Below are 25,843 nucleotides of genomic sequence, written 5' to 3'. Positions count from 1 at the left end.
ATTCAGCAAAATCAGACACCACGGACATGTAATTTTGATAACGAACAACGTTGACCTTTGTTACAATTAGATTCAATTTGAATTTATGCTTTTGAATGCTTTCTTATCTCACGATTTAACAGGGAATAGTTCAGGCTGTGTTGATGTATCAAACCCGCAGAACATACCAAAACAGCAATAACATTGCGGTAGTGCATCTTTTAAAACCAGCGTGGCGTTAACCGATTCACCAGGAATAATGAATGGAACTTTTGACCCAATTGCTGCAAGCCCTGTGGGCGCAGGATTTTGAAACCCTGGCCAATCCGTCGATGATTGGCATGCTCTATTTTGTTTTATTTGTAATTTTGTTCCTTGAAAACGGCTTGCTTCCGGCGGCCTTTTTACCGGGCGACAGTTTACTGGTGTTGGTCGGCGTATTGATTGCGAAAGGCGCGATGGGCTATCCGCAAACGATTCTGCTACTGACCGTTGCCGCCAGCCTCGGCTGCTGGGTCAGCTATATTCAGGGGCGATGGCTGGGCAATACCCGCACCGTACAAAACTGGCTATCTCATTTACCCGCGCATTATCATCAACGCGCACACCATCTTTTTCATAAACACGGTTTATCGGCGCTGTTAATTGGTCGCTTTATTGCGTTTGTCAGAACACTGCTGCCGACGATTGCCGGGTTATCAGGGCTGAATAACGCGCGCTTTCAGTTCTTCAACTGGATGAGCGGTCTGCTGTGGGTATTAATCCTGACAACTCTGGGTTACATGCTCGGCAAAACGCCGGTATTTTTAAAGTACGAGGACCAGTTGATGTCATGCCTGATGCTGCTCCCGGTGGTGCTGCTGGTGTTTGGCCTGGCAGGTTCTCTGGTCGTGTTATGGAAAAAGAAATATGGAAATCGGGGGTAAGGGATGCAAATACCTCGCATGTCGCTTCGCCAGCTAACCTGGTCCGGCGCTGTTTTACTTCTGGTCGGCACGCTGTTGCTGGCCTGGTCCGCGGTTCGCCAGCAAGAGTCTACGCTGGCGATTCGTGCCGTTCATCAAGGCACAACGATGCCAGACGGTTTTTCAATCTGGCATCACCTTGACGCTCACGGCATTCCTTTCAAAAGCATCACCCCTAAAAACGACACTCTGTTAATTACGTTTGACTCCAGCGACCAGAGTGCCGCAGCAAAAGCGGTTCTCGACAGAACATTGCCCCATGGCTACATCATTGCGCAGCAGGACAATAATAGTCAGGCTATGCAGTGGCTAACCCGATTGCGGGATAACTCTCATCGCTTCGGATAACTTCCTGTTATCCGAAACAGATCACTCACTTTGGTGATTTCACCGTAACTGTCTATGATTAATGAGGCGGTGGTCAACACTACCGCTTCGTTGTCTGGACAATCGTTCCTTTGTAATAGGTCCGAATCACAATGGAAGGTTCAAGAATGAAATACCGCATCGCTTTAGCTGTTTCTCTTTTTGCTCTTAGTACCGGTAGTTATGCCACTACCCTGTGTCAGGAAAAGGAGCAAAATATCCTTAAGGAGATCAGCTATGCCGAAAAACACCAAAACCAGAATCGTATTGACGGTCTGAATAAAGCCCTGAGTGAAGTCCGGGCCAACTGTTCAGATAGCCAGCTGCGTGCCGATCATCAGAAGAAAATCGCAAAGCAGAAAGATGAGGTGGCGGAACGCCAGCAAGATTTAGCCGAGGCGAAGCAAAAAGGCGATGCCGATAAGATTGCCAAACGCGAACGGAAACTGGCAGAAGCGCAGGAAGAGCTGAAAAAGCTGGAAGCGCGCGACTACTAACTCACAATAGTCACTACTTACTCACCTGGAGAAAACTATGTCGAAAGAACACACTACGGAACATCTGCGTGCTGAGTTGAAATCCCTTTCCGATACGCTGGAAGAGGTGCTTAGCTCATCTGGCGAGAAGTCGAAAGAAGAGTTGAGTAAGATTCGTAGCAAAGCGGAGCAGGCACTGAAACAGAGCCGTTATCGCCTGGGTGAAACCGGTGATGCCATTGCCAAACAAACCCGTGTCGCGGCGGCGCGTGCCGATGAGTATGTGCGTGAAAATCCGTGGACGGGCGTGGGCATTGGCGCTGCAATCGGTGTAGTGCTCGGCGTTCTGCTGTCGCGTCGTTAATTATGGCGGACACTCATCACGCGCAAGGGCCCGGTAAAAGCGTTCTGGGCATCGGGCAGCGAATTGTTTCCATCATGGTTGAAATGGTGGAGACACGTCTGCGGCTGGCGGTGGTGGAGCTGGAAGAGGAAAAAGCCAATCTCTTTCAGCTTTTACTGATGCTGGGCCTGACGATGCTTTTCGCTGCATTTGGTCTTATGAGCCTGATGGTGCTGATTATCTGGGCGGTTGATCCGCAATATCGCCTGAATGCGATGATTGCCACCACCGTGGTGTTGCTGCTACTGGCACTCATTGGCGGTATCTGGACGTTACGTAAATCGCGTAAATCCACCTTACTGCGCCATACGCGCCATGAGCTGGCAAACGATCGGCAACTGCTCGAGGAGGAGTCCCGTGAGCAGTAAAGTCGAACGTGAACGACGTAAGGCGCAACTGCTTAGCCAGATCCAGCAACAACGGCTGGATCTTTCCGCCAGTCGTCGTGAATGGCTGGAGGCGACAGGCGCTTATGATCGTCGCTGGAATATGCTGCTGAGTCTGCGCTCCTGGGCGCTGGTTGGCAGTAGTGTGATGGCTATCTGGACGATTCGTCATCCCAATATGCTGGTCCGCTGGGCCAGACGTGGTTTTGGTGTATGGAGCGCCTGGCGTCTGGTGAAAACAACCCTCAAGCAACAACAGCTTCGCGGTTAACTTCCTTTCTGGCCGGAGACATTCCGGCCTTATTCCTCAAATTTTTTGAAAATATTTGACAGTTTTCCTTGCTAACAATCACGCTTCGCCACGTTTATGATTCTCTCCATCGAAAGCAACGACGCTAATACCGCGCCCTTGCACAAAAAAACAATCAGCAGCCTGAGCGGCGCAGTGGAGAGTAAGATGAAAAAATTAGAAGATGTTGGGGTACTGGTCGCACGCATTTTAATGCCGATTCTGTTTATTACGGCAGGTTGGGGAAAAATTACTGGCTACGCGGGTACGCAACAATATATGGAAGCGATGGGTGTCCCTGGCTTTATGTTGCCACTGGTGATTCTGCTTGAGTTTGGTGGTGGTCTGGCAATCCTGTTCGGTTTCCTGACACGTACCACTGCCCTGTTTACTGCGGGCTTTACGCTGCTGACGGCATTTTTATTTCACAGCAATTTTGCAGAAGGCATGAACTCGCTGATGTTTATGAAAAACCTGACTATTTCTGGCGGATTCCTGCTGCTGGCGATTACCGGTCCGGGCGCGTATAGCATCGACCGTCTGTTGAATAAAAAGTGGTAAGTACGCGCTATACTTAACGATAAAAAACGAGGGGGAACACTCCTCGTTTCAGATTGTTGACAAAGTGCGCGTTGTTCATGCCGGATTCGGCGTGAACGCCTTATCCGGCCTAAAAAAACATGCAAATTCAATACATTGCAGAAACCTCGTAGGCCTGATAAGCATAGCGCATCAGGCAGTTTTGCGTTTGCCATCAGTCTCAAACGAGGAGAAACGCTCCTCGTTTTTGCTATTGGAGGAGAGAAAAATGGGTCAACTGATTGACGGCGTCTGGCATGACACCTGGTACGACACCAAATCCACTGGCGGTAAATTTCAACGTTCAGCTTCCGCATTTCGTAACTGGCTCACTGCCGATGGCGCGCCAGGCCCCACTGGCAAAGGCGGTTTTGCCGCAGAGAAAGGTCGTTATCATCTCTATGTTTCACTCGCCTGCCCGTGGGCGCACCGCACGCTGATCATGCGTAAACTCAAAGGACTGGAACCGTTTATTTCCGTTTCCGTAGTGAACCCGTTAATGCTGGAAAACGGCTGGACCTTTGATGACAGTTTTCCGGGAGCAACCGGCGATACACTCTATCAACATGAGTTTCTGTATCAGCTTTATCTCCACGCCGATCCACACTACAGCGGACGTGTCACTGTTCCCGTACTCTGGGACAAGAAGAACCACACCATTGTCAGCAACGAATCAGCGGAAATCATCCGCATGTTTAATACCGCGTTTGATGCGCTGGGTGCGAAAGCTGGAGATTACTACCCTTCAGCCCTGCAAACGAAAATTGACGAACTTAATGGCTGGATTTACGACACCGTTAACAATGGCGTGTATAAAGCCGGTTTTGCCACCAGCCAGCAAGCCTACGACGAGGCGGTGGCGAAAGTGTTTGAATCGCTGGCGCGACTGGAACAGATTTTAGGTCAGCACCGTTACCTGACCGGCAACCAGCTAACCGAAGCCGATATTCGCCTGTGGACCACGCTGGTGCGTTTTGATCCAGTGTATGTGACCCACTTCAAGTGTGATAAGCACCGCATCAGCGATTACCTGAATCTGTATGGCTTCCTGCGCGATATCTACCAGATGCCGGGAATTGCCGAAACCGTCAATTTCGATCACATCCGTAATCATTACTTCCGCAGCCATAAGACCATCAACCCTACGGGGATTATTTCAATTGGTCCGTGGCAGGATCTCGATGAACCGCATGGACGAGATGTTCGCTTCGGTTAAAAAAAGGCACCTTACGAGGTGCCTCTGATAATTAGCTAAGTGCGTGTTGTTCATGTCGGATGCGGCGTAAACGCCTTATCAAACCTACAAAACATTTATATTCAATATGTTGCAATGACCGCGCAGGCCAGATAAGCGTAGCGCATCTGGCAATTTTGCGCTTGCCCTTATCCTTCACAGCGCCTTATTAATTCATCGAGATAATATTTACTGCCATTTCATTCACGTCTATTCTTAAATTGCTGCTTTAAAAACAAGTGATTGAGCAAAATTGAGGCAAAAATGGACTGGTATCTGAAAGTACTAAAAAATTATGTCGGTTTCCGGGGCCGTGCGCGGCGCAAAGAGTACTGGATGTTTATTCTGGTCAACATCATCTTTACGTTCGTGCTGGGGCTACTGGATAAAATGTTAGGCTGGCAACGTGCCGGTGGCGAAGGCATCCTGACGACAATCTACGGTATTCTGGTGTTTTTACCATGGTGGGCAGTTCAGTTCCGCCGCCTGCACGACACCGACCGCTCGGCGTGGTGGGCACTGTTGTTCTTAATCCCGTTTATCGGCTGGCTTATTATCATCGTCTTTAACTGTCAGGCGGGTACGCCAGGCGAAAACCGCTTTGGACCAGATCCGAAACTGGAACCTTAAAACAAATCTCCTCGCCGGATGTCTGACTCATCCGGCTTTTATCATCATGTTGATGAATAAATAATCTACTAATGTTTATTTAAATTATTTCAATGTCGTTATATAAATTACATATAAAAAACGGCCATGTATTTATCTTAAATATCAAAACCTTTATAACATCCGAAAAAGAAAGATACGAATAGCATTTACTCCATCCCCGGAATAGACTTTCGCAACTTTTAATTAAAGGGATGTTTTTATGCAGTGGTATTTAGCCGTATTAAAAAATTATGTTGGTTTCTCTGGTCGTGCACGTCGTAAAGAGTACTGGATGTTTACTCTGATTAACGCCATCGTCGGCACTATTATCAATGTCATTCAATTGATTTTAGGTTTAGAGTTTCCATTCCTTTCTCTCATTTACCTGGCAGCAACAATCATTCCGGTCATTGCTCTGTGCGTTCGTCGTCTGCACGATACTGACCGTTCAGGTGCGTGGGCGCTTCTCTATCTGGTACCGGTCATTGGCTGGTTAGTTCTGTTTGTATTTGCCTGTTTAGAAGGCAATTCTGGCAGCAATCGTTACGGAAACGATCCGAAGTTTGGTTCAAATTAATCTTAGAATTGGGGCGATATTTCGCCCCTTTTTATTAAAAATAACAAATATTATTTTCCGCTAAAAAGTTTGGGAATTTCCCGCAGACACCAGGATTTCGCTTCCCCCATACTGTCACGACGCCAGGCCATAATAATATCGATCTCGCTGGTCGATTCCGGGCTGACGACACGCAACCGTCCTTCCGCAATATCTTTTTCAACCATCGGATACGGCATCGTCGCCACGCCAAGCCCCGCCAGTAATGCCTGACGTTTATCTTCAATCGTGCTCACCGTTAAGCGCGGCTGTTTGTCCAGCAGCTGTACGGTCAATACCGGGCGCTCACGAGCGGTATCCGCCACCGCAATACCACGATATTTCACACGCGTCACTTCAGAGAGCGGTTCTGGCTCTTGATGAATCGGGTGATCTGGCGCGGCAACGTAGACGTTCATTAAGGTATAGAGCTTGCGCGAGTTAATCTCCGACGAGGAACGAAAATGCATATCCGGCGCGATAACAATATCCGCGCGCCCCTGCTCCAGCCGTTCCCACGCCCCCGCCAGCACTTCGGTGATGATTGCCAGTTGGGTATTGGCTTTTGCCGCCAGTTTGTCGATTAACGGGAAAAAGGCGGGTGTCGGTACCAGCGCCTCAGTCACAATGGTGAGATGCGTTTCCCAACCGCGCGCGAGGGCTTCCGCATCGGTAGTCAGTTTATCTGCGGCTTCCAGCAAAACGCGCCCTCGCTCCAGCAACATTCGCCCGACATTGGTGAATTTGGTGCGATGGCCCGAGCGGTCAAACAACACCACATCCAGCTCTTCTTCTAGTTTTTGCATGGTGTAGCTAAGTGCGGAAGGCACGCGTCCCAGCTCATCCGCCGCCGCCGCAAAACTGCCCCGGCGATCGATCGCATCCATAACCCGTAGTGCTTCCAGCGTTAATGCCCTTTCTTTGGCCATTTCGTTCTCATTCAGGAAATTTGAACATACCGGGCAGAATATCTGGCTAACAATGTAGCGTCCAGCCCCTTACCATAAAAGGAAGTAAAGAGAGGTCAAGAATTATGATTACTACCCGAACTGCCAGGCAGTGTGGACAAGCAGACTACGGATGGTTGCAGGCCCGGTATACTTTTTCCTTTGGACACTACTTCGACCCGAAATTGTTAGGTTATGCCTCCCTGCGTGTGCTTAACCAGGAAGTTCTGGCCCCAGGTGCCGCCTTCCAGCCGCGTACCTATCCTAAAGTCGATATTTTAAATGTGATTCTGGATGGAGAAGCTGAGTATCGTGACAGCGAAGGCAATCATGTTCAGGCCTACGCAGGTGAAGCGTTGCTGCTCTCTACCCAGCCGGGTGTCAGCTATAGCGAACACAATCTCAGCAAAGACAAACCGTTAACACGGATGCAGCTTTGGCTGGATGCCTGCCCGCAGCGAGAGAATCCGCTGATTCAAAAACTGGCGCTTGATATGGGCAAGCAGCAATTAATCGCCTCGCCAGAGGGGGCGATGGGAAGCCTGCAGTTGCGCCAGCAAGTGTGGCTGCATCATATCGTGCTAGACAAAGGCGAAAGTGCGAATTTCCAGTTGCATGGGCCACGCGCGTATTTGCAATCGATTCACGGGCAATTTCATGCGCTTACGCATCATGAAGAGAAAGCGGCGCTGACCTGCGGTGATGGGGCGTTTATTCGTGACGAGGCTAACATTACGCTGGTTGCCGATTCCCCACTGCGCGCTTTGCTGATAGATTTGCCTGTCTAGTTGTTTTTACAGGGAGATGAAGATGAGTAAAAAATCGGCCAAAAAGCGTCAGCCGGTGAAGCCCGTGGTGGCGAAGGAACCGGCTCGCACCGCCAATAATTTTGGCTATGAAGAGATGTTGAGCGAACTGGAAGCCATTGTCGCGGATGCTGAAACGCGTTTAGCCGAGGATGAAGCTACCGCGTAAAGACAGGTTGCCGGATGCGGCGTAAACGCCTTATCCGGCCTACAAAACCAGCAACATCAACAAATTGCACAACTCGTAGGCCAAATAAGATGCACCAGCATCGCATCCGACACGATACCCAAAACCAGGTGTTTATCTGGCCTTGCTCGCCATAATCTCGATAATCTGCCGATCCGTTTGCTGCATCGAATGGCTTGCCAGCGCACACAGGTTGGCAATCGACTGCTCAACATCATGCGCCACAATACCTTCATTACCGGTCACAGCGGTATCATCCAGCGCCATTAACACTGCTTTCCACGCAGCCGAAGCACTGGTCGAAACCTTCATCGCGCAGCTGTTGGACGCACCATCGCAAATCATGCCGCTGACATCGCCGATCATACTGCTGATCGCCATCGAGATGGTTTCATAACGCCCATCCACCAGCCATGCCATCCCGGCGGCAGCCCCCATTGCTGCTGTCGTTGCGGCACACAACGCAGACAAACGCGGTAACTGGTTATGGATGTAAATCGCGCTCAAATGCGAAAGCATCAGCGCACGCGCCAGTCGCTCATCATCTGCCCCGAAGTGTTCTGCGACCACCACCACAGGCATTGTTGCGGTGATCCCCTGATTGCCAGAACCGGAGTTACTCATTGCCGGAAGCGTAGCACCGCCCATACGCGCATCGGATGCCGCGCTGGTACGAATCACAATGGATGAAGAGAGATCTTTCGCCAGCAAACCGCGTTCACACTGTTTTTCCAGCGTCGCGCCAATATGTAGCCCCCAGTTACCACTCAAACCTTCCTGCGATAACGCGCAATTTAACTTCGCGGAATCGAGAATAAAGCGGATCGCCGCAAACGGCACTTCATTGACGAACTTCAGGATCTCAGCCAGCGTCGTTCTGGAGAGCACCGTCAGTGGCGACTCTTGCTCGCCCTCTGCCACACTGGCCTGCTGGGTAAACACCACGCCATTGTGCGTCTCAATATGCACAATGTTGGTATGCCCGCCAACGATGGTGACACACGCCCACTTCTCACCTCTCCAGACTTTGGCGCGTGAGAAGAGGATTTCATCGCAAGGTTCCTGGATTTTAACCGAGACTTTCCCCGCCGCCAGCAGTGCTTTGGCATCGGCAATTGCCTGCGCTGTTGCGTCTTTCAGCACTTCCAGCCCGGCGTTAGCATTTCCACCTAACGCCCCCAGCGCCGCCGCAATCGGCAGCCCCACCATTCCCGTGCCAGGAACGGTGACGCCCAGACCGTTCTTCATCAGATTTGGCGAAACCCAGGCTTCTACACGTTCAACCGGACCTTCTAGTTTTGCCGCAGCAACCGCCGCCGCCAGCGCCAGTGAAATCGGTTCAGTACATCCCAGCGCCGGTTTTACTTCCTCCTGAACGGCGAGGATGTAACGCTGCCATAACGGATTTAAAGTCGAATCAAACATAATAAAAACCTTAAAATTTCAGGTAAATCAAGAAAATGCCAGGAACGGAGATACACAAAGCAACAAACCAGTGACGATAATCAGGTACAGAGACATCCCTTTGTATTTGTGCAATGCCGGTACTTTGTAAACCAGCCACGCCGGGATCAGGCACCCTACCATGCCGAAAATCGGGCTACAGATAGAGGTGAAGCTCAACACCGGTGCGTTCAGTACGATGGCGCTCCAGGCCAGCAAAATGGCGAAAATCATGATGCCGCGCTGAACGAGATTTTCGTTAATCTTCTCGGCAGGCATCTTGCGACGCAGGATGTTCATTACGATCCCTTGCGTTGCTTCGCGAAAGCCTAAATAGACGCCAAAAAACGCGGTCATTACTGCAAAGATATTGAGAATGACGCTGACCACTTTCACCCACGCTGCGCCGTCACCGCTAATAAACTGCGCCGCAATTGCCAGCGCGGAAATATTCTGCTCGTAGGCTTTTACCGCTTCGTCATGTCCCATCGCCAGCGTGAACGACACGGCGTAGAAAAAGACGGTGACAAACAAAATGCCAAACGCGATATTCATTGCCCGCAATGCTTTATGCCGCGCCACTTCAATTGATTTTTCCCGCGAGCGATAAGAGATCACCATCGGGCTTAACGTCTGGATAAACAGAATCGACGTCAGGGTAAACGGCAGAGTAATAATGGCGTTTTTCACCAGTAGCCCCAGAGGCGGTAGCGAACCGACGTTATACAGATGCCACATTCCCACCATCGACACGCCCAGCGCCGCGACCACCAGCAGCTTGGTCAGCACCATCCCCGTCGAAATTTTGAATAACAATTTCTCGCCGCGTGAGGAGATCGCCACCAGAATGCAAATCAGTACCAGACCATAAAAGGGACTGTCTGACAGCAACCCTTCCGTCACGCCGAAGGTATGCAGGTAGGAAGCACTATCGTTGGTGATGGCGGTGGAATAGACGAACATCCAGATCACCAGCATCACGAAATAGAGCGCACCTAACAGGATGCCCCAGTTTTTACCTAAATAACCGCTGATGACGCTGGGGTAATCTTTACACTCTGGTGATTCTGCCAGCGTATTAATAAACAACCGCTGAAACAGATACATTGCCGGGTAACCAATCACCGATGAGAGCAAAAATACCCACAATCCCATCAAACCGACCTGCACCGGGAGAAAAACAATCCCTGCGCCAATCGCCATCCCGATACTCATAATCACCCAGCCGGTGTCAGTACTGTCGAATTTGATCGCTTCTCGCCACTCGCTCTCACTCATTCCAGCACGACCTGCCGGGGTCGAAGCGTCTGCAATGACGCCTTTATTCGATGCAATTTCCATAATTTCTCGCTCAATATTTTGTAGGGCTTATTATTTTTTTCCGAGCCGCATCAAGGCGATATGCGGTCTACATTTTTGCAGGCGAGTTATTAGAATAAGGAAATGATACGCGCGAGGTCAGAGAAAATCTTCACAATCAAGACTTTGAAATAACGGAGATGGATAAGAATTTTCTACTAAATTAACCGCAAGAGAATATTCATTCTCTATTTGCGGCAGATCACAAAAAAAAGGTGCACATTTGTGCACCCAAGGATGAAAGCTGACAGCAATGTCAGCCGCAGACCACTTTAATGGCCAGTCCTCCGCGTGATGTTTCGCGGTATTTATCGTTCATATCTTTGCCGGTTTCATACATCGTCTCGATAACTTTATCGAGTGAAACACGCGGTGCCGAGGTGCGGCGCATCGCCATCCGCGCAGCGTTTACTGCTTTCACGGCATTAATGGCATTACGTTCAATACATGGGATTTGCACCTGTCCGGCAACCGGATCGCAGGTCAGACCAAGGTTATGCTCCATCGCAATTTCCGCCGCATTGCATACCTGCGCCGGACTGCCGCCCAGTAGTTCAGTTAACCCTGCCGCCGCCATTGAACAGGCCACGCCAATTTCCCCCTGACAGCCGACTTCCGCGCCAGAAATGGAAGCGTTCATTTTATACAGCGCGCCAATAGCCCCCGCTGCCAGTAGATAGCGGGCAATTGACCGCTCATTTACTGGGCGACGGAACTTATCATAATAAGCCAGCACAGCCGGAATAATGCCGCACGCCCCATTGGTCGGCGCTGTTACTACGCGCCCACCGGCTGCGTTTTCTTCACTCACTGCCAGCGCGTACATGTTGATCCAGTCGATGACGTTCATCGGATCGTTAGAGATGTTATCGCTGGAAACCAGCTGGCGACGCAACGCAACGGCACGACGAGGCACATTAAGCGGTCCTGGCAGCACGCCTTCGGTATTCATCCCGCGTTCAATGCCGTCGTGCATCACTTGCCAGATACGGGCAAACCCGGCATCAATTTCCGCTTTGCTGCGCAGCGCCAGCTCGTTGTGCATCATTAGGCCAGAAATAGACAGGCCGTTGTAATCACACATTTTCAGCAGTTCACCTGCTGAGTGAAAATCGTAAGGTACGAGGGTTTCGACATCGTGCGACAGACCGAAGTGTTCTTCTTCAACGATAAATCCGCCACCGACTGAGTAGTAAGTTTTGCTTAATAGCTCTTTCTGCCCATTCCAGGCAGTAATCCGCATCCCGTTCTCATGACGAGGCAACATTTCAGGATGGAAAACAATGTTCTTTGCTACAGGAAAATCAACAACATGTGCCCCAGAAGCCACCGGCAACCGCCCGCTGCGCGTCACTAACTCAATAAATGCAGGGATCTCATCAATAACAACATCCTGCGGACTGTTTCCTGCTAGTCCCATGATGATGGCGACATCCGTGGCATGGCCTTTGCCCGTCAGTGACAACGACCCGTACAGATCGACCACAATATGGCTCGTCGCGGTTAATAAGCCGCTACTTTCCAGCCGATCAATAAAACTTTTTCCGGCATTCATTGGCCCCACGGTATGCGAACTGGAGGGACCAATCCCAATTTTGAAAATATCGAATGCACTAATCATATCCACACCCTCGGATTGCCGTTCAGTGAAGTGGAGCGGAACGACCTTACGACCGTCCCGCTCACGAGGCTTTACGCACTACGTACTGCGATGGCTTCAATTTCCAGCTTCACATCTTTCGGCAAACGCGCGACCTGCACACAGCTCCGGGTCGGATAGGTCGCCTGATGCTCATCGAAGAACTGCTTATAGACTTCGTTGATGGTGGCAAAATCATTCAGATCGGTGATAAACACGGTCATCTTGATGATATCGCCCACGCTCAGCCCGGCAGCAACCACGATCGCTTTGACGTTTTCGAGGCTTAAACGCGCCTGATCTTGCACATCAGCCGGGATCTCACCGGTCTGTGGGCAAACCGGTATTTGCCCGGAGGTGAAGACCATGCTGCCTAAATCAACGCCCTGAACATAAGGGCCGATTGCGCCTGGGGCACGTTGCGTTTCGATAATCTTTTTCATACATCCTCCGGCGTCAGAGCGCCTGGGTAAAGGTACGTGAAATAACATCCTGTTGCTGTTCACGGGTCAGTGCGTTGAAGCGCACGGCGTAGCCAGAGACACGGATTGTCAGGTTAGGATATTTTTCCGGGTGCTCGATGGCATCCAGCAGCATTTCCCGATTCATTACGTTGACGTTGAGGTGTTGACCGCCTTCGACATCCGCTTCGTGGTGGAAATACCCATCCAGCAGGCCGACAAGGTTGGTTTTACGTACTGGATCTTCTTTGCCCAGCGCCGCAGGAACGATTGAGAAGGTGTACGAGATCCCATCTTTGGCGTAGGTGAACGGCAGTTTCGCCACCGACGTCAATGAGGCCACGGCACCTTTGCGGTCACGACCATGCATCGGGTTAGCGCCCGGCGCGAACGGTGTTCCGGCGCGACGACCGTCCGGCGTATTACCGGTTTTCTGGCCGTACACCACGTTAGAAGTGATAGTCAGAATCGACTGGGTAGGGACGGCGTTGCGATAGGTTGGCAGCGCTTTAATTTTCTTCATAAAGCGTTCAACCAGGTCGCAGGCAATGCTGTCTACGCGCTCGTCGTTGTTGCCGTACTGCGGATATTCACCGTCGATTTCAAAGTCCACCGCCAGGCCGTTTTCGTCACGGATTGGTTTCACGCGGGCATATTTGATGGCAGACAGGGAGTCCGTCGCCACCGACAGGCCCGCGATGCCGCATGCCATAGTGCGATAGACATCACGATCGTGCAGCGCCATCAGCGAAGCTTCGTAGCTGTACTTGTCGTGCATGTAGTGAATGATATTCAGCGCGCTGATGTACTGCACCGCCAGCCAGTCCATGAAGTGATCGAGGCTGTCCATCACTTTGTCGTAATCCAGCACGTCGTCCATCAGCGGTGCTGTTTTCGGCCCGACCTGAATCTTCAGCTTCTCGTCCACCCCGCCGTTAATTGCGTAGAGCAGCGTTTTCGCCAGGTTAGCGCGTGCACCAAAGAACTGCATTTGCTTACCAATCACCATTGGGCTGACGCAGCAGGCAATCGCGTAATCGTCGCTGTTGAAGTCAGTACGCATCAGATCGTCATTTTCATACTGCAAGGAAGAGGTGACGATCGACACCTGCGCGGCATATTTTTTGAAGGCAATCGGTAATTCTTCCGACCAAAGAATGGTCAGGTTAGGCTCCGGTGCCGGCCCCATAGTGTGCAGGGTGTGCAAATAGCGGAAGGAGTTTTTAGTCACCAGCGTACGACCGTCCAGCCCCATCCCGCCGATCACTTCCGTCGCCCAGATTGGGTCGCCGGAGAACAGCGAATCAAATTCCGGCGTACGCAAGAAGCGCACCATACGGATCTTCATAATGAAGTGATCGATCAGTTCCTGTGCCTGCTGCTCATTGAGTACGCCTGCTTTAAAGTCGCGTTCAATGTAGATATCGAGGAACGATGCCGTGCGCCCCAGCGACATCGCGCCGCCGTTCTGTGATTTCACTGCCGCCAGATAAGCGAAGTAGAGCCACTGCACCGCTTCCTGCGCATTCTGCGCCGGGCGAGAGATATCAAAGCCATATTTCGCCGCCATTTCCTGAATCTGCAACAGCGCATGACGATGCTCTGCCAGCTCCTCACGCAGACGGATGGTGGCTTCCAGATCCTCGCCTTTTTCCAGACGAGACTGGAGATCGGCAAATTGCAGTTCGCGTTCACGCACCAGATAACGAATGCCATACAGCGCTACGCGGCGATAGTCACCGATAATGCGCCCACGTCCATAACCATCTGGTAAACCGGTCAGTACGCCAGATTTACGGCAGCGCAGCATATCCGGTGAGTAAACATCAAATACGCCCTGGTTATGGGTTTTACGCAGATCGGTAAACAGATATTCAAATTCACTGTCCATTTCTCGGCCATAGGCGTGGAATGAACTTTTAATCATATTAATGCCACCGAACGGGTGTAGCGCACGTTTCAACGGCGCATCCGTTTGCAGGCCAACAATTTTTTCCAGCGGCTGGTTAATATATCCCGCATCATGAGCGGTAATTGTGGTGGCAATATTGGTATCGAAATCAACCGGCGCGTGGGTTGCATTTTCGATACGGATGCCTTCCATTACTTTTTCCCACAATTCCGTGGTGGCAGGCGTCGCTTCGGCGAGGAAAGATTCATCGCCTTCATACGGTGTATAGTTATGTTGAATAAAATCGCGGACATTAATTTCGTTTTTCCAGTCCGTACCTTTAAAGCCAAGCCATGCGTCGGCGTACAGCTTATCGCTGGTATCAATATCTACCTTCATGAAAAATAATCTCTCTACAATACTTCAACTAAATTATGCAAATTCTGCGGGCGCGTTAACTTTGCCTAAATGAATGGCATCCAAAGCAATCATTTTTTCTTCGTTAGTCGGAATAACGGCACAAATGACACGCGCATTTTCACTGGAAACAATTCGCTCTCCAAAAGAGTTAGATCGATTATTCATTTCTGTATCAATCACTACGCCTAATACAGCCAAATGTTCCATGACCAGACGACGAATTAAACTTGAATTCTCTCCTATTCCGCCGGTGAATATAATTCCATCCAGGCGACGTAATGAAGCTGCGTGTCCGGCAATATGACGGGCAATTCGGTGAACAAAGGTTTTAATTGCCAGTTGCGCGCGTTCGTGACCTTCATGCCAGGCTTTTTCCAGAACACGTAAATCCGAAGAAAGACCGGAAATACCTAATAATCCCGACTCTTTATTCACTACGCGTTCCAGGTCACCCAGGCTCTGGTTGGTTTGGCTGGCGACCCAGGACATCGCACCAAAGTCGACATCGCCACTGCGGGTACCCATCATCAAGCCTTCCAGCGGCGTCATTCCCATTGAAGTATCAACACTCTGACCGTTGCAAACCGCGCAGATTGACGCGCCATTGCCAAGATGCGCCACAACCAGGCCGGAGTCATCTTCCGCCAGATTCAGCAGCGAATGTGCGCGCTGGGAAACATAGCGGTGCGACGTGCCGTGGAAACCATAACGGCGTACACCTAACTCTTCATAATATTTCCACGGCAGGCCGTATAAATAAGCTTCCGGAGCCATCGTCTGGTGGAAACTGGTATCAAATACCGCCACCTGAGTTACGCCCGGAAATAATTGCTGCGCCGATTCAATACCACTTAAATTGGCGTAATTATGCAGGGGTGCCAGTGGAGAAACGCGACGGATATTATCAATGACTTCATCGGTAATAATGGCGGACTCGGTAAAAATACTGCCGCCGTGAGCGATGCGGTGGCCAATTAAGGCCACGCTGTCATTTAAATTCCGTTTTTCCAGTTCAAATGCAATTGCCTTCAATGCACCTTCGTAGCTGTGGTGAGCCAGCGGTGCTGGCTCTCCCCCATTTACGGATAAGAATGCATTTTCCGAGTTAATACCGTCGGCAATACCTGACATTAATACTTCACAGTCGCTGGCATCGAGTACGGAAAACTTAATCGAAGACGAACCACAGTTAATAACCAAAACAACCGGAAATTCATTCATCTCTTTTCTCATCCTGAGTTACGGATTAAAACAGTTTGTATACGATGTTCAGGATGGTCAGCAGACCAATCACGGTAACAAACACGTTATCCAGACGACCACGGTATTTCGCCAGAGACGGCGCTTTACGGATGGCATACATCGGCAACAGGCACAGCAGGGATGCGATAATCGGTGCGCCCATGGCTTCAATCAGGTCGAGGATGTTCGGGTTGGCGTAGGCAACAACCCAGGTGGAGCCCATGATGAAGATCATGCTAAGAGTATTCAGTTTACCCAGCGACACTTTGGTTTTGTCACCTTTATAACCGAACTTCAGAATCAGACCATTCAAGCCTTCCAGCGTCCCCAGATAGTGACCGAAGAAAGATTTGAAGATAGCCACGAGTGCGATGATGGAAGCCGCATATTCCAGTGTAATCGCGAACGTTGTTTTGGTACCGGTCATGGACGCAAAGTGGTTAGCCAGATAAGAAAGCACTGGAATATTCTGCGCTTTGGCTTCCGCCATGTTGGCCGGAGACAGAGTAAACAGGCAGCTAAAGGCAAAGAACATCACCACTGCAACCATCAGCATGCTGGCACGAGAAATGATTTGGGAACATTTACGTTCGGTGAAGTCGCGACCGAAGTCTTTCTCATACTCTTCACGTTTAGAAACCACGAAGGAAGAGACGATTGGCGAGAAGTTAAAGGAGAAAACCATGATGGAAATCCCCAGCCAGACAGTGATCAGGATACCGTCATGACCGGTTAACGACAGCGAACCGAGGTCAACCTGGTCGATAACTGCAGAGTTCCAGTAAGGGATCAGCGACAAAGAAATCAGCACCAGGCTGGCGATAAACGGCCATACCAGGTAGCTCATCACTTTAACCATCAGATCCTTACCAAACCAGATGACGAAAGCCATCAGCAGCAACAGGAACAGCGCCACAAAGCCGCGATTCAGCGGTGCAAAGCCGAGCTGGTTTTCCCAGAACGTCATAAAGGTATTGGTAATAGTAACGCCATAAATCCACAGCAGTGGGCAAATCGCGAAGAAGTACAGGAACGTGATAACCACGCCGCCAGTTTTACCAAAATGCTCTTCCACCGTTTCCGTAATGTTGCCGGAAGGGTTAGAGCCAGAAAGACACAGACGCGCCAGCGCCCGGTGGCAATAAAACGCGATGGGGTATGCCAATACCAACATCAGAAGAATCGGGATCAGTCCGCCAAAACCTGCGCGGATAGGGAAGAACAGCACCCCGGCGCCGATTGCCGTACCAAACAAGCCTAACGTCCATGTGGTATCTGATTTACGCCAGGACGATTGTTTTGTCTGGCTGGATACAATGCTATCTGAAGTACTCATATCCTATCCTCAACGAATTAATTAAGCGTCAACGAAACCGGTGATTTGAGAGACGCGAGAAAGATCGATATTGCCGCCGGAAATAATACTGACGGTTTTTCTGTTTTGAATATATTGGTCTAATTTACCGCTTAATAATGCAGCACATGCCAGAGCGCCTGCGCCTTCGGTGACGACTTTATTGCGCTGAATTAAGGCAATCATACTGTTTCTGATTTCGTCTTCGCTGACCAGCACGATGTCATCGACTAATTCACGAACGATTTCGTAAGTTAAATTACCCGGGCGGGAGACATCACAACCATCCGCCAGGGTGCCGGTAGTTCGGTGCGTGGTTATTTCTCCGGAGTGGAAAGAAGCCGCCATGCCGTGAACGTTTTCAGACTGTACGCCAATAACACGAATGGTCGGGTTAATAGATTTAATTGCCACCGCAATACCAGCAATTAAACCGCCACCACCAATTGGCACAATCACGTTATCGACATCATAGAGATCTTCCATAATTTCCAGACCAATCGTTCCCTGGCCAGCAATCACTTTCGGATCATCGTAAGGTGGGATAAAAATACGGCCTTCCATTTCGACAATTTCGCTCACTTTAGCGATAGTGTCGTTGAAGTTATCACCATGCAGAACGACTTCTGCGGAGTAGTCGCACGTTGCCGCTACTTTGGATTTTGGCGCACCTTTTGGCATCACCACTTTACCGTCGATACCCAGCATCGCGCAGGAGAGGGAAACCCCTTGCGCATGGTTGCCCGCAGAACAGGCCACCACGCCTTTGCGTTTTTCCACATCGGTCAGTGAACTTAATTTATTAAATGCGCCACGAATTTTAAATGAACCCGTACGCTGCATATTTTCAAACTTCAGGAATATTTCACCTTTGCAACGTTCACTAAAATAGTTGGAGCGAGGCATGCCTGTTTTATAAATTCGCCCAGCCAGTCGTTGTTTCGCTTCAATAATGTCATCAATAGCAACCGGCAGATCGTATGTAATATGCATTATAAAACCTCTTCGCCTGAATTAAATATGTAGGTAACCGTAACCGACACCTGCAAGACAGACAGGTGGATTATTTATGTTTAAATAAAAACAAATAACTAACCAACTTCTATTAATTGCCTTCGTCTACACCCATTATAAGATGAATACTCTTTGGCTAATTCCACCAAAACCGATGCTGCTTTTTTAATACGATAATTTTTCGACCATACCGCGGCATATTGTGCCACAGGTAATGTTTCTTCAACCGGAATAGTAATAAATTGATTAGAACCAAAAGGTGACGTCATATCACAAGGAATTACAGTTAAGAAATCAGCATTGAGAACAAGATTATAAATTGTCACGACTGAGTCGGTTTTAACGATGTTTTCAATACTGATGCCATTTCTTTGTAACGTAGTAAGCAGTTCGCTGTAGTACCCCATATTAGTTTGTGGCAACACCCACTGTTCGTTCTTCAACGACTCCAGCGTGGTGGTGCCGGTGCATGTTCGGGACTTACTGGCTACCAGCACAAACTCGGACTCGAACAGCGGCTCAACATGTAAATCCTGAAGCTTCATTTCTGCACTTAACGTACCAATCGCAAAATCCAGTCGACCGTCGCGGATTGCCGGTAAGAACGAAGACAGTTGCGCTTCATACATAGAAACCTGCGCTTTCGGGAACACCTCTTTGAACTTGTTGATCATCCCTGACATAAAAGTAAAACCAATCAATGAAGGAAAACCAAATGAGACTTCCACCACCGCCTCAGAAGACATACCGCTTATCTCATTAACCATATTTTTCATTTCACGGGTAATGGATTCGGAACGGGAGAGTAACAATTGACCGGCAGGTGTTAATGTTACACCGGTATTTTTCCGCACCACTAATTCCACACCAAAATAATCTTCAATATCGTTAATGATTTTACTGACGGCCGGTTGAGTTAACCCTAATTCTTTTGCAGCCGAGCCGATAGAGCCACTTCTAATGACTTCCTGAAAGACTACCAGATGCTGCGTTTTCGGAAGAAGAATAGTGCTCATAACTACCTACGTTAATAACCTCATTGACGGCATGAAGTGTATCAAAATGAAATGAACAGGATATGTGCGACCACTCACAAATTAACTTTCAATACTTTTCTGGATATCACTGTATCAATTAAATGCTTTTATATATCAATAAGTTAAAGTATATAAATCAGCATAAACCCTGATTTTTGTCAAAAAAAATGACAGGGATAACCATATTTTATGGCGATAACATCATTCGTTATGTGGTTAATAAAAAAAAGCAGCTGCGACCATATTTCAAGCAATTAGCGGATAATTACCAGGCAAATTTTGAGTTAAATTTTATGAGCAAGTTATCAAATTTTATTATAAATAAATCATTTTCAGCGATAAATAATGCGGCACGTCACATTTTTTCTCGCTATTTGTTGGAGGGAAAACATTTATTTTATCAATGTTTTAAAATTTCGAATACAGATATTGATCATCTCGAACAATTGATTAACATCAACTTTCACCCTTCTTACAGGACGTCATTTTGTGAATGCAATCGTTTCCCCTCGTTTCTACTGTCACCATAGTTACTAAATAGCATTTTGTGTTGATGATCACAAAACGAATAATTGATGTTCATCGCTATACGATCAGAATAAGAGAACAAGGAGGATTTTCGTTGTGCTTTACATCGTTGTAGACCACAGAATTTTGCTTCGTTGACTGTAATGCCGGGTAATTGAGCGTTTTTTGATAGTTGTGAGCGAACCGTGCAAGGAAAATAAGCATTGATTATTGTTTGTCATGATGACAAGGCAGGCATCAATGAAAGGTTATTCGGTTTCACATTTTTTACCCCCTTCGATACCACCAATGTACGAAACTGTTAACACTTATAATAGAAACATTGATTATTGGAAGGTAAAAATAAAATTTGCCGAGATTATATCGACAAATGACGTTAATGAAATTTACAGCATAAGCAATGAATTGCGGAGAATATTATCTGCAATTACTGCATTGAATGTCTATAAAGGTGATGTTTCTTCTGTAATGATCCGAATCCAACCGGAAAATAGAAGTCCATTCATCATAGATATTTCTACAGGAGTAAATGATGATTATATAATACAAACTTTAGATGTAGGCACATTTTCACCTTTTGGCGAAAAATGTACTTGTTCAGCCATCAATAGAAAAGATCTGGAGTGTATCAAGGAGACAATTTTTAAGTTTTGCGCAAAGTTCACGCAAAAAGAAGTTATCTTAACGGAATTTAATCATTTTAATAAAACTGACAATGTTTCAGATTGTTGGCAAATTCTCTTTTTTTCACCAGATCATTTTAATCATGATTCTCATTGATTATTTAAAAAGGATAAAATAATGTTCCCGGTTTCATCAATAGGTAATGACTTAGGTAATAATTTAGTATGTATAAAAATGAATGACCTTCCTGAAAACCCCATAATAAATGACCTCAAAGCACTAGCACCAGGTGTAGTAAAACTAATACAGACTTCTAAACAAATGGTCACGTTAATCAGCGCGTTGCAACCTGGTGGGACATGTATTATCGATGGTGATTTCCAACAAGAATTAGCATACTTAAAAAATGTAATACTTTATAATGACTCGTCTCTTCGCATAGACTTTTTAGGTTATAATGCCCAAATAACGCAACGATCAGACAATACTTGCGAACTTATAATTTGTGAACCGTTAAATAACAAAAAAATTTCAACAGACATCATGAACATAAATTGTTCATTAAAGGAAATTTATAATGAAATCAGAAGACTAAATGTAATCTTTAGCTCTGGAGCAGGCGACGTAATAGATTTATCCTATCTGGACTTGCATAACGTCGATTTAACTGGTTATGATTTTTCAAATAAACATATGGCTTACGCGACTTTAGATCCCTTTACATTGTTTGCAACAAAGTTTACTAAAACCAATATGTACAATATAAATTTTATGCGTTCGACACACAATGGTACTATCTCATGGAATTCTTTATTAAAAATCACCCCAGCGTTAACAAGTATCAGCGATGATTATTCCAGAGAAAAAATCAACTTTGTCGAAAGTTGTTTAAATGAGCTTGGAGATTTAACCGAAGATCAATTAAAAATCATGAGATATGCGATTATAAAATCCATACCAACAGCAAATATAACAGACAAATTAGAAAAAGAATTAACAAAAAGCATATATAAAAATTCCTCAAAAATTAATAATTATTTGAGCAAAGTTAAATTACCAGAGATGAAAAACTTCTCATTAGAAAAAGCATATGATTATATCGACAAAATTATTGAAGAATATGATTGCGTCAAAAAAAATGATTACCAAACCGATCCAGAAATTAATTATACTGTCGATTACAACCTAGATTACACTAACTCAAACGACTTGCTTTCAGATAATAGCCTGGAGGAAGAGAGATATTCTGTTGACAATTCCTTTTCAGACGATGAATTTAGCTTCAACGAGTGTCGTTTTATTAGCAAAGAATATACGTATGATTACGATCTTTTAAATGAAATATAAATGTAATGATTTCTTGCAAAGTCTATTATTAATAGCTTAGATATTCGTTCATCTTTCCGTCTGCACCAAAAGTAAAAGCTTGCCGAAGCAGGTTCGAGACTGATGATAAACACAAAATTGCCTGAGGCGCTACGCTTATCAGGCCTACATTGCCTCTGTGCAATATATTGAATTTTCGTTGTTTTGTAGGCCAGATAAGACGTTCATCTTTCCGACCACCCTCCTCAAAAGCAAAAACCCGCCAGTTTACGCTGGCGGGTTTTCGTTAAAATAGGTGAAACTGACCGATAAGCCGGGTTCTGTCGTGGACAGTCATTCATCTAGGCCAGCAATCGCTCACTGGCTCAAGCAGCCTACCCGGGTTCAGTACGGGCCGTACCTTATGAACCCCTATTTGGCCTTGCTCCGGGTGGAGTTTACCGTGCCACGGACTGTTACCAGCCGCGCGGTGCGCTCTTACCGCACCCTTTCACCCTTACCTGATCCCGCTTGCACGGGCCATCGGCGGTTTGCTCTCTGTTGCACTGGTCGTGGGTTTCCCCCCCAGGCGTTACCTGGCACCCTGCCCTATGGAGCCCGGACTTTCCTCCCCTCCGCCCGTCTCCCCCGAAGAGGACGACGACGAAGCGGCGACTGTCTGGTCAGCTTCGGCGCGCAGTATAGAGGGTTTGCGCGCCCTTGTCACCCCGCGTTGCGCATTCCAATCGCCAGTGTCGCGGCGATATTACGTGAAGCACGGTAAATATTGTCATAAGCCCCGCGGAATGCTTCGTCCAACGTACCAATACTGGTCAATACGCTGAAGACCGCATCAATGCCATGCTGATGTACAACGCCAACATCATTGGTCAGGCTACCCGCAATGCCAATCACCGGTTTATGGTACTTTTTCGCCACGTTTGCGACGCCAATCGGAACCTTGCCGTGTATACTCTGGCTGTCAATACGCCCTTCACCGGTGATCACCAGCGTACAATCGTGAATATGTTCCTCCAGATTCAGCGCCGTCGTGACGATTTCAATACCACTTTTCAGTTCCGCACCAAGAAACGCCATCAGCGCCGCGCCCATACCGCCCGCAGCTCCTGCGCCGGGGACATCTTTCACATCAACATGCAGCGCTTTTTTAATGACATCGGCATAGTGAGAGAGGTTATTGTCCAGCTCGACAATCATCGCTTCACTGGCTCCCTTTTGTGGGCCAAAGATGCGCGATGCGCCGTTATCGCCCACCAGCGGATTGGTGACATCGCAGGCAACGCGAATCGTACAATTCTTTAAGCGTGGATCGAGGCCCGATATATCAATGGTATTCAGGGTATTAAGACTACCGCCGCCAAAACCAATTTCATTGCCGTTGGCATCGCATAATTTCGCCCCCAGCGCCTGCACCATGCCTGCGCCGCCGTCGTTGGTGGCGCTGCCGCCAATGCCGATAATAATGTTTGTCGCGCCGCTCTCCAGCGCCTGCAGGATTAACTCGCCAGTACCGCGTGAAGTGGTCACAAGTGGATCGCGTTTTTCCGCAGGTACCAGTTCCAGCCCACTGGCCGCCGCCATTTCGATAAACGCGGTTTTGCCATCGCCGGAGATCCCCCAACTGGCATTCACTTTCTCGCCCAGCGGCCCTGTAACCCAGGCGTGACGTTCAGCCCCCTGGGTGGCTGCAATCATGGCTTCCACCGTTCCTTCACCACCGTCGGCAACCGGAACGGAAACATACTGTGCATCAGGAAAAATTTCCCGAAATCCTTTTTCTATCGCCTGCGCAACCTCGCTGGCAGATAAACTTTCTTTATAAGAGTCTGGGGCGATTACGATTTTCATACCTATGCCTGTTACCACATGACGCCGGAGGGCGTTTCTCTTATTCGGCCTGGATTCCAGGCCCGGATTGCAATACGCCATCCGGGCACGACGTCATTAGCGAGTAACTTCGACTTTCGCCAGTTTTTCGTAGTAGCACGCCAGGGCGCTATGATCCGCCGTTCCTAAACCATCGGCACGCAGTGCCTGCATCATCTCCATAACCGCAGCTGTGAGCGGCAGTTGCGCGCCGACGCCGTGGGAAGTATCCAGCGCATTTGCCAGATCCTTAATATGCAGATCAATACGGAAGCCCGGCTTGAAGTTGCGGTCCATCACCATCGGCGCTTTGGCATCCAGCACGGTACTGCCCGCCAGTCCACCGCGAATTGCCTGATACACCAGATCCGGGTTAACGCCCGCTTTGGTTGCCAGCGTTAACGCTTCTGACATCGCGGCAATATTCAGCGCCACAATGACCTGATTTGCCAGTTTGGTGACGTTACCTGCACCGATTTCCCCGGTATGCACCACGGAACCCGCCATCGCTTTCATCAAATCATAGTATTTGTCGAAAATAGCCTTGTCGCCGCCCACCATCACTGACAGCGTACCGTCGATGGCTTTCGGTTCACCGCCGCTCACCGGGGCGTCCAGCATATCAATGCCTTTCGCTTTCAGCGCTTCGCTTATTTCACGGCTTGCCAGCGGTGCAATAGAACTCATATCGATCAATACCGTACCTGGCTTCGCGCCTTCAATAATGCCATTCTCACCCAGCGCCACCTCTTTCACATGAGGGGAGTTTGGCAGCATGGTTATGATGACGTCGCACTGTTCAGCGATCGCTTTAGCCGTAGAAGCTGTTTCTGCACCTGCAGCAATCACGTCAGCAATAGCTTCTGGGTTACGGTCAGCAACCACCAGCGAGTAACCTGCTTTCAGAAGGTTTTTACTCATTGGTTTACCCATAATCCCCAGGCCAATAAAACCAACTTTCATAGTCATATCAATCATCTCTCTTGTTGCGGTGGTGGTTATTTTTTAAAGGTATCAGCCAGTTTCTGAGTGGCAGAGCGGAAGACGCCGAGATCGCTGCCGACAGCCACAAACGTCGCGCCCCATTCCAGATAACGACGCGCATCGGCTTCGACCGGCGCGAGGATACCGCTGGGTTTGCCGTGCGCACTGGCACGGTTAAAAATATGCTGGATTGCTTTTTGTACATCCGGGTGCGAGGCATTGCCGAGATGGCCTAATGCCGCAGCCAGATCGCTGGGGCCGACGAAGATACCGTCTACACCTTCGGTAGCGGCAATGGCATCGACGTTATCTACGCCCTGCTGACTTTCTATCTGGACCAGAATGGTGATGTTCTTGTTCGACTGAGCGAAATAATCCGCCACGGTGCCAAACATATTGGCGCGGTGAGAAACGGAGACGCCGCGAATGCCTTCCGGTGGGTAACGGGTTGATGCCACCGCCTGCTCTGCTTCCTCTTTTGTTTCTACAAAAGGAATCAGGAAGTTATAGAAACCGATATCCAGAAGACGCTTTATAATTACCGGCTCGTTGGTCGGCACTCGCACTACTGGCGCGCTGGCGCTGCCTTTCAGGGCCATTAACTGCGGAATAAACGTGGAGATATCGTTTGGCGCATGTTCGCCATCCAGCACCAGCCAGTCAAACCCAGCCAAACCAAGAACTTCAGTGCTAATCGGGTTAGAGAGTGCTGACCAGCAACCAATTTGTACCTGTTTCGCAGCCAGTGCGGCTTTGAATTTATTCGGGAAAACATCGTTATTCATCGCTTAT

At 48.5% G+C, this 25,843-nt stretch carries 29 protein-coding genes and 1 other RNA gene; 16 read left to right on the top strand and 14 right to left on the bottom strand.

The annotated features are described in order from the left end of the window. The first annotated feature begins 137 nt into the window (after positions 1 to 137). From yqiM to FQ015_RS09395, 11 genes are all read left to right on the top strand, one after another. Positions 138 to 221 (top strand): protein YqiM, encoded by an 84-nt coding sequence (gene yqiM, locus FQ015_RS24165; protein WP_211180508.1) that lies wholly within the window; start codon positions 138 to 140, stop codon positions 219 to 221. 21 nt (positions 222 to 242) lie between these two features. Next, positions 243 to 905, top strand: coding sequence for a DedA family general envelope maintenance protein YqjA (yqjA, locus tag FQ015_RS09440; RefSeq protein WP_000422149.1), 663 nt, complete (start codon positions 243 to 245; stop codon positions 903 to 905). Positions 906 to 908: 3 nt separating this feature from the next. Then, on the top strand, positions 909 to 1,292 hold the full coding sequence (gene mzrA, locus FQ015_RS09435; RefSeq protein ID WP_001166773.1) for an EnvZ/OmpR regulon moderator MzrA: 384 nt from the start codon (positions 909 to 911) through the stop codon (positions 1,290 to 1,292). A gap of 146 nt (positions 1,293 to 1,438) precedes the next feature. Continuing rightward, positions 1,439 to 1,807 carry a DUF1090 family protein YqjC gene (gene yqjC, locus FQ015_RS09430; protein WP_001352920.1) on the top strand — a complete coding sequence of 123 codons (369 nt, stop codon included), beginning with the start codon at positions 1,439 to 1,441 and terminating at the stop codon, positions 1,805 to 1,807. 37 nt (positions 1,808 to 1,844) lie between these two features. Then, on the top strand, positions 1,845 to 2,150 hold the full coding sequence (locus FQ015_RS09425; RefSeq protein WP_000031415.1) for a DUF883 family protein: 306 nt from the start codon (positions 1,845 to 1,847) through the stop codon (positions 2,148 to 2,150). 2 nt (positions 2,151 to 2,152) lie between these two features. Further along, positions 2,153 to 2,557, top strand: a complete 405-nt coding sequence (locus FQ015_RS09420; RefSeq protein WP_000785722.1) for a phage holin family protein — start codon at positions 2,153 to 2,155, stop codon at positions 2,555 to 2,557. After that, a complete protein-coding gene (locus FQ015_RS09415) occupies positions 2,547 to 2,846 on the top strand; it encodes a YqjK-like family protein (RefSeq protein ID WP_000096086.1) in 300 nt (99 codons plus the stop codon). Before FQ015_RS09420 ends, FQ015_RS09415 begins: the two co-directional genes overlap by 11 nt. A 186-nt stretch (positions 2,847 to 3,032) precedes the next feature. Next, positions 3,033 to 3,425: a DoxX family protein gene (locus FQ015_RS09410; RefSeq protein ID WP_000732238.1), complete on the top strand. Its 393-nt coding sequence runs from the start codon at positions 3,033 to 3,035 to the stop codon at positions 3,423 to 3,425. A gap of 247 nt (positions 3,426 to 3,672) precedes the next feature. Continuing rightward, the gene (gene yqjG / locus FQ015_RS09405; RefSeq protein WP_160523980.1) at positions 3,673 to 4,659 is read left to right on the top strand and encodes a glutathionyl-hydroquinone reductase YqjG; all 987 of its coding nucleotides are present in this window, start codon (positions 3,673 to 3,675) and stop codon (positions 4,657 to 4,659) included. Positions 4,660 to 4,941: 282 nt separating this feature from the next. Beyond that, positions 4,942 to 5,307: a DUF805 domain-containing protein gene (locus tag FQ015_RS09400; protein WP_000384145.1), complete on the top strand. Its 366-nt coding sequence runs from the start codon at positions 4,942 to 4,944 to the stop codon at positions 5,305 to 5,307. A gap of 241 nt (positions 5,308 to 5,548) precedes the next feature. Then, complete coding sequence (locus FQ015_RS09395; protein WP_001198788.1) at positions 5,549 to 5,905, top strand: DUF805 domain-containing protein; 357 nt, start codon at positions 5,549 to 5,551, stop codon at positions 5,903 to 5,905. A 50-nt stretch (positions 5,906 to 5,955) separates the two neighbouring features. Here FQ015_RS09395 and yhaJ read toward each other — a convergent pair whose 3' ends face one another. Beyond that, positions 5,956 to 6,852, bottom strand: coding sequence for a DNA-binding transcriptional regulator YhaJ (gene yhaJ, locus FQ015_RS09390; RefSeq protein WP_001041010.1), 897 nt, complete (start codon positions 6,850 to 6,852; stop codon positions 5,956 to 5,958). A gap of 104 nt (positions 6,853 to 6,956) precedes the next feature. On the opposite strand from yhaJ, the gene FQ015_RS09385 reads away from it, so the two are divergent. Together FQ015_RS09385 and yhaL are read left to right on the top strand one after the other, a co-directional pair. Then, entirely contained in the window at positions 6,957 to 7,658 is a 702-nt protein-coding gene (locus FQ015_RS09385) for a pirin family protein (protein ID WP_160523979.1), read from the top strand. Positions 7,659 to 7,680: 22 nt separating this feature from the next. Next, positions 7,681 to 7,845, top strand: a complete 165-nt coding sequence (gene yhaL, locus FQ015_RS09380) for a protein YhaL (protein ID WP_001306007.1) — start codon at positions 7,681 to 7,683, stop codon at positions 7,843 to 7,845. A gap of 132 nt (positions 7,846 to 7,977) precedes the next feature. Here yhaL and cyuA read toward each other — a convergent pair whose 3' ends face one another. The 9 genes from cyuA to tdcA all read right to left on the bottom strand — a co-directional run bounded on the left by cyuA (position 7,978) and on the right by tdcA (position 19,702). Further along, positions 7,978 to 9,288 carry a cysteine desulfidase gene (gene cyuA, locus FQ015_RS09375; RefSeq protein ID WP_160523978.1) on the bottom strand — a complete coding sequence of 437 codons (1,311 nt, stop codon included), beginning with the start codon at positions 9,286 to 9,288 and terminating at the stop codon, positions 7,978 to 7,980. A gap of 27 nt (positions 9,289 to 9,315) precedes the next feature. Further along, positions 9,316 to 10,647 (bottom strand): amino acid permease, encoded by a 1,332-nt coding sequence (locus FQ015_RS09370; RefSeq protein WP_000401598.1) that lies wholly within the window; start codon positions 10,645 to 10,647, stop codon positions 9,316 to 9,318. A gap of 274 nt (positions 10,648 to 10,921) precedes the next feature. Further along, on the bottom strand, positions 10,922 to 12,286 hold the full coding sequence (gene tdcG / locus FQ015_RS09365) for an L-serine ammonia-lyase (RefSeq protein ID WP_105278363.1): 1,365 nt from the start codon (positions 12,284 to 12,286) through the stop codon (positions 10,922 to 10,924). A 71-nt stretch (positions 12,287 to 12,357) separates the two neighbouring features. Further along, a complete protein-coding gene (locus FQ015_RS09360; protein WP_000719990.1) occupies positions 12,358 to 12,747 on the bottom strand; it encodes an enamine/imine deaminase in 390 nt (129 codons plus the stop codon). 13 nt (positions 12,748 to 12,760) lie between these two features. Continuing rightward, positions 12,761 to 15,055, bottom strand: a complete 2,295-nt coding sequence (gene tdcE / locus FQ015_RS09355; RefSeq protein WP_000861720.1) for a 2-ketobutyrate formate-lyase/pyruvate formate-lyase — start codon at positions 15,053 to 15,055, stop codon at positions 12,761 to 12,763. Positions 15,056 to 15,088: 33 nt separating this feature from the next. Next, complete coding sequence (gene tdcD, locus FQ015_RS09350; protein ID WP_001300401.1) at positions 15,089 to 16,297, bottom strand: propionate kinase; 1,209 nt, start codon at positions 16,295 to 16,297, stop codon at positions 15,089 to 15,091. A 25-nt stretch (positions 16,298 to 16,322) separates the two neighbouring features. Then, positions 16,323 to 17,654 carry a threonine/serine transporter TdcC gene (gene tdcC / locus FQ015_RS09345; protein ID WP_000107721.1) on the bottom strand — a complete coding sequence of 444 codons (1,332 nt, stop codon included), beginning with the start codon at positions 17,652 to 17,654 and terminating at the stop codon, positions 16,323 to 16,325. A gap of 21 nt (positions 17,655 to 17,675) precedes the next feature. Then, complete coding sequence (gene tdcB, locus FQ015_RS09340; RefSeq protein ID WP_105278365.1) at positions 17,676 to 18,665, bottom strand: bifunctional threonine ammonia-lyase/L-serine ammonia-lyase TdcB; 990 nt, start codon at positions 18,663 to 18,665, stop codon at positions 17,676 to 17,678. 98 nt (positions 18,666 to 18,763) lie between these two features. After that, the gene (gene tdcA, locus FQ015_RS09335; RefSeq protein WP_000104211.1) at positions 18,764 to 19,702 is read right to left on the bottom strand and encodes a transcriptional regulator TdcA; all 939 of its coding nucleotides are present in this window, start codon (positions 19,700 to 19,702) and stop codon (positions 18,764 to 18,766) included. A 314-nt stretch (positions 19,703 to 20,016) separates the two neighbouring features. Between tdcA and tdcR the strand changes: the two genes are divergently transcribed. The 3 genes from tdcR to FQ015_RS09320 all read left to right on the top strand — a co-directional run bounded on the left by tdcR (position 20,017) and on the right by FQ015_RS09320 (position 22,222). Continuing rightward, positions 20,017 to 20,253, top strand: coding sequence for a transcriptional activator TdcR (gene tdcR / locus FQ015_RS09330; protein WP_050009867.1), 237 nt, complete (start codon positions 20,017 to 20,019; stop codon positions 20,251 to 20,253). A gap of 238 nt (positions 20,254 to 20,491) precedes the next feature. After that, positions 20,492 to 21,031 carry a hypothetical protein gene (locus tag FQ015_RS09325; RefSeq protein ID WP_001352916.1) on the top strand — a complete coding sequence of 180 codons (540 nt, stop codon included), beginning with the start codon at positions 20,492 to 20,494 and terminating at the stop codon, positions 21,029 to 21,031. A 21-nt stretch (positions 21,032 to 21,052) separates the two neighbouring features. Further along, the gene (locus FQ015_RS09320; RefSeq protein WP_105278366.1) at positions 21,053 to 22,222 is read left to right on the top strand and encodes a hypothetical protein; all 1,170 of its coding nucleotides are present in this window, start codon (positions 21,053 to 21,055) and stop codon (positions 22,220 to 22,222) included. A gap of 272 nt (positions 22,223 to 22,494) precedes the next feature. On the opposite strand, the gene rnpB is transcribed toward FQ015_RS09320, so the two are convergent. The 4 genes from rnpB to garL form a co-directional block, all read right to left on the bottom strand. Further along, positions 22,495 to 22,871: RNase P RNA component class A (rnpB, locus tag FQ015_RS09315), an RNA gene on the bottom strand. A 32-nt stretch (positions 22,872 to 22,903) separates the two neighbouring features. Continuing rightward, the gene (gene garK, locus FQ015_RS09310) at positions 22,904 to 24,049 is read right to left on the bottom strand and encodes a glycerate 2-kinase (RefSeq protein ID WP_105278367.1); all 1,146 of its coding nucleotides are present in this window, start codon (positions 24,047 to 24,049) and stop codon (positions 22,904 to 22,906) included. Positions 24,050 to 24,145: 96 nt separating this feature from the next. After that, positions 24,146 to 25,036: a 2-hydroxy-3-oxopropionate reductase gene (gene garR / locus FQ015_RS09305; protein ID WP_001303675.1), complete on the bottom strand. Its 891-nt coding sequence runs from the start codon at positions 25,034 to 25,036 to the stop codon at positions 24,146 to 24,148. A 29-nt stretch (positions 25,037 to 25,065) separates the two neighbouring features. Then, entirely contained in the window at positions 25,066 to 25,836 is a 771-nt protein-coding gene (gene garL, locus FQ015_RS09300; RefSeq protein ID WP_001058227.1) for a 2-dehydro-3-deoxyglucarate aldolase, read from the bottom strand. Positions 25,837 to 25,843: the final 7 nt, after the last annotated feature.

Source organism: Escherichia sp. HH26CH (assembly GCF_009820205.1).
GTDB classification, from domain to species: domain Bacteria; phylum Pseudomonadota; class Gammaproteobacteria; order Enterobacterales; family Enterobacteriaceae; genus Escherichia; species Escherichia coli_F.
The sequence above is the reverse complement of the archived record's forward strand: the minus strand, read 5'-3'. Positions and strand labels throughout refer to the sequence as shown.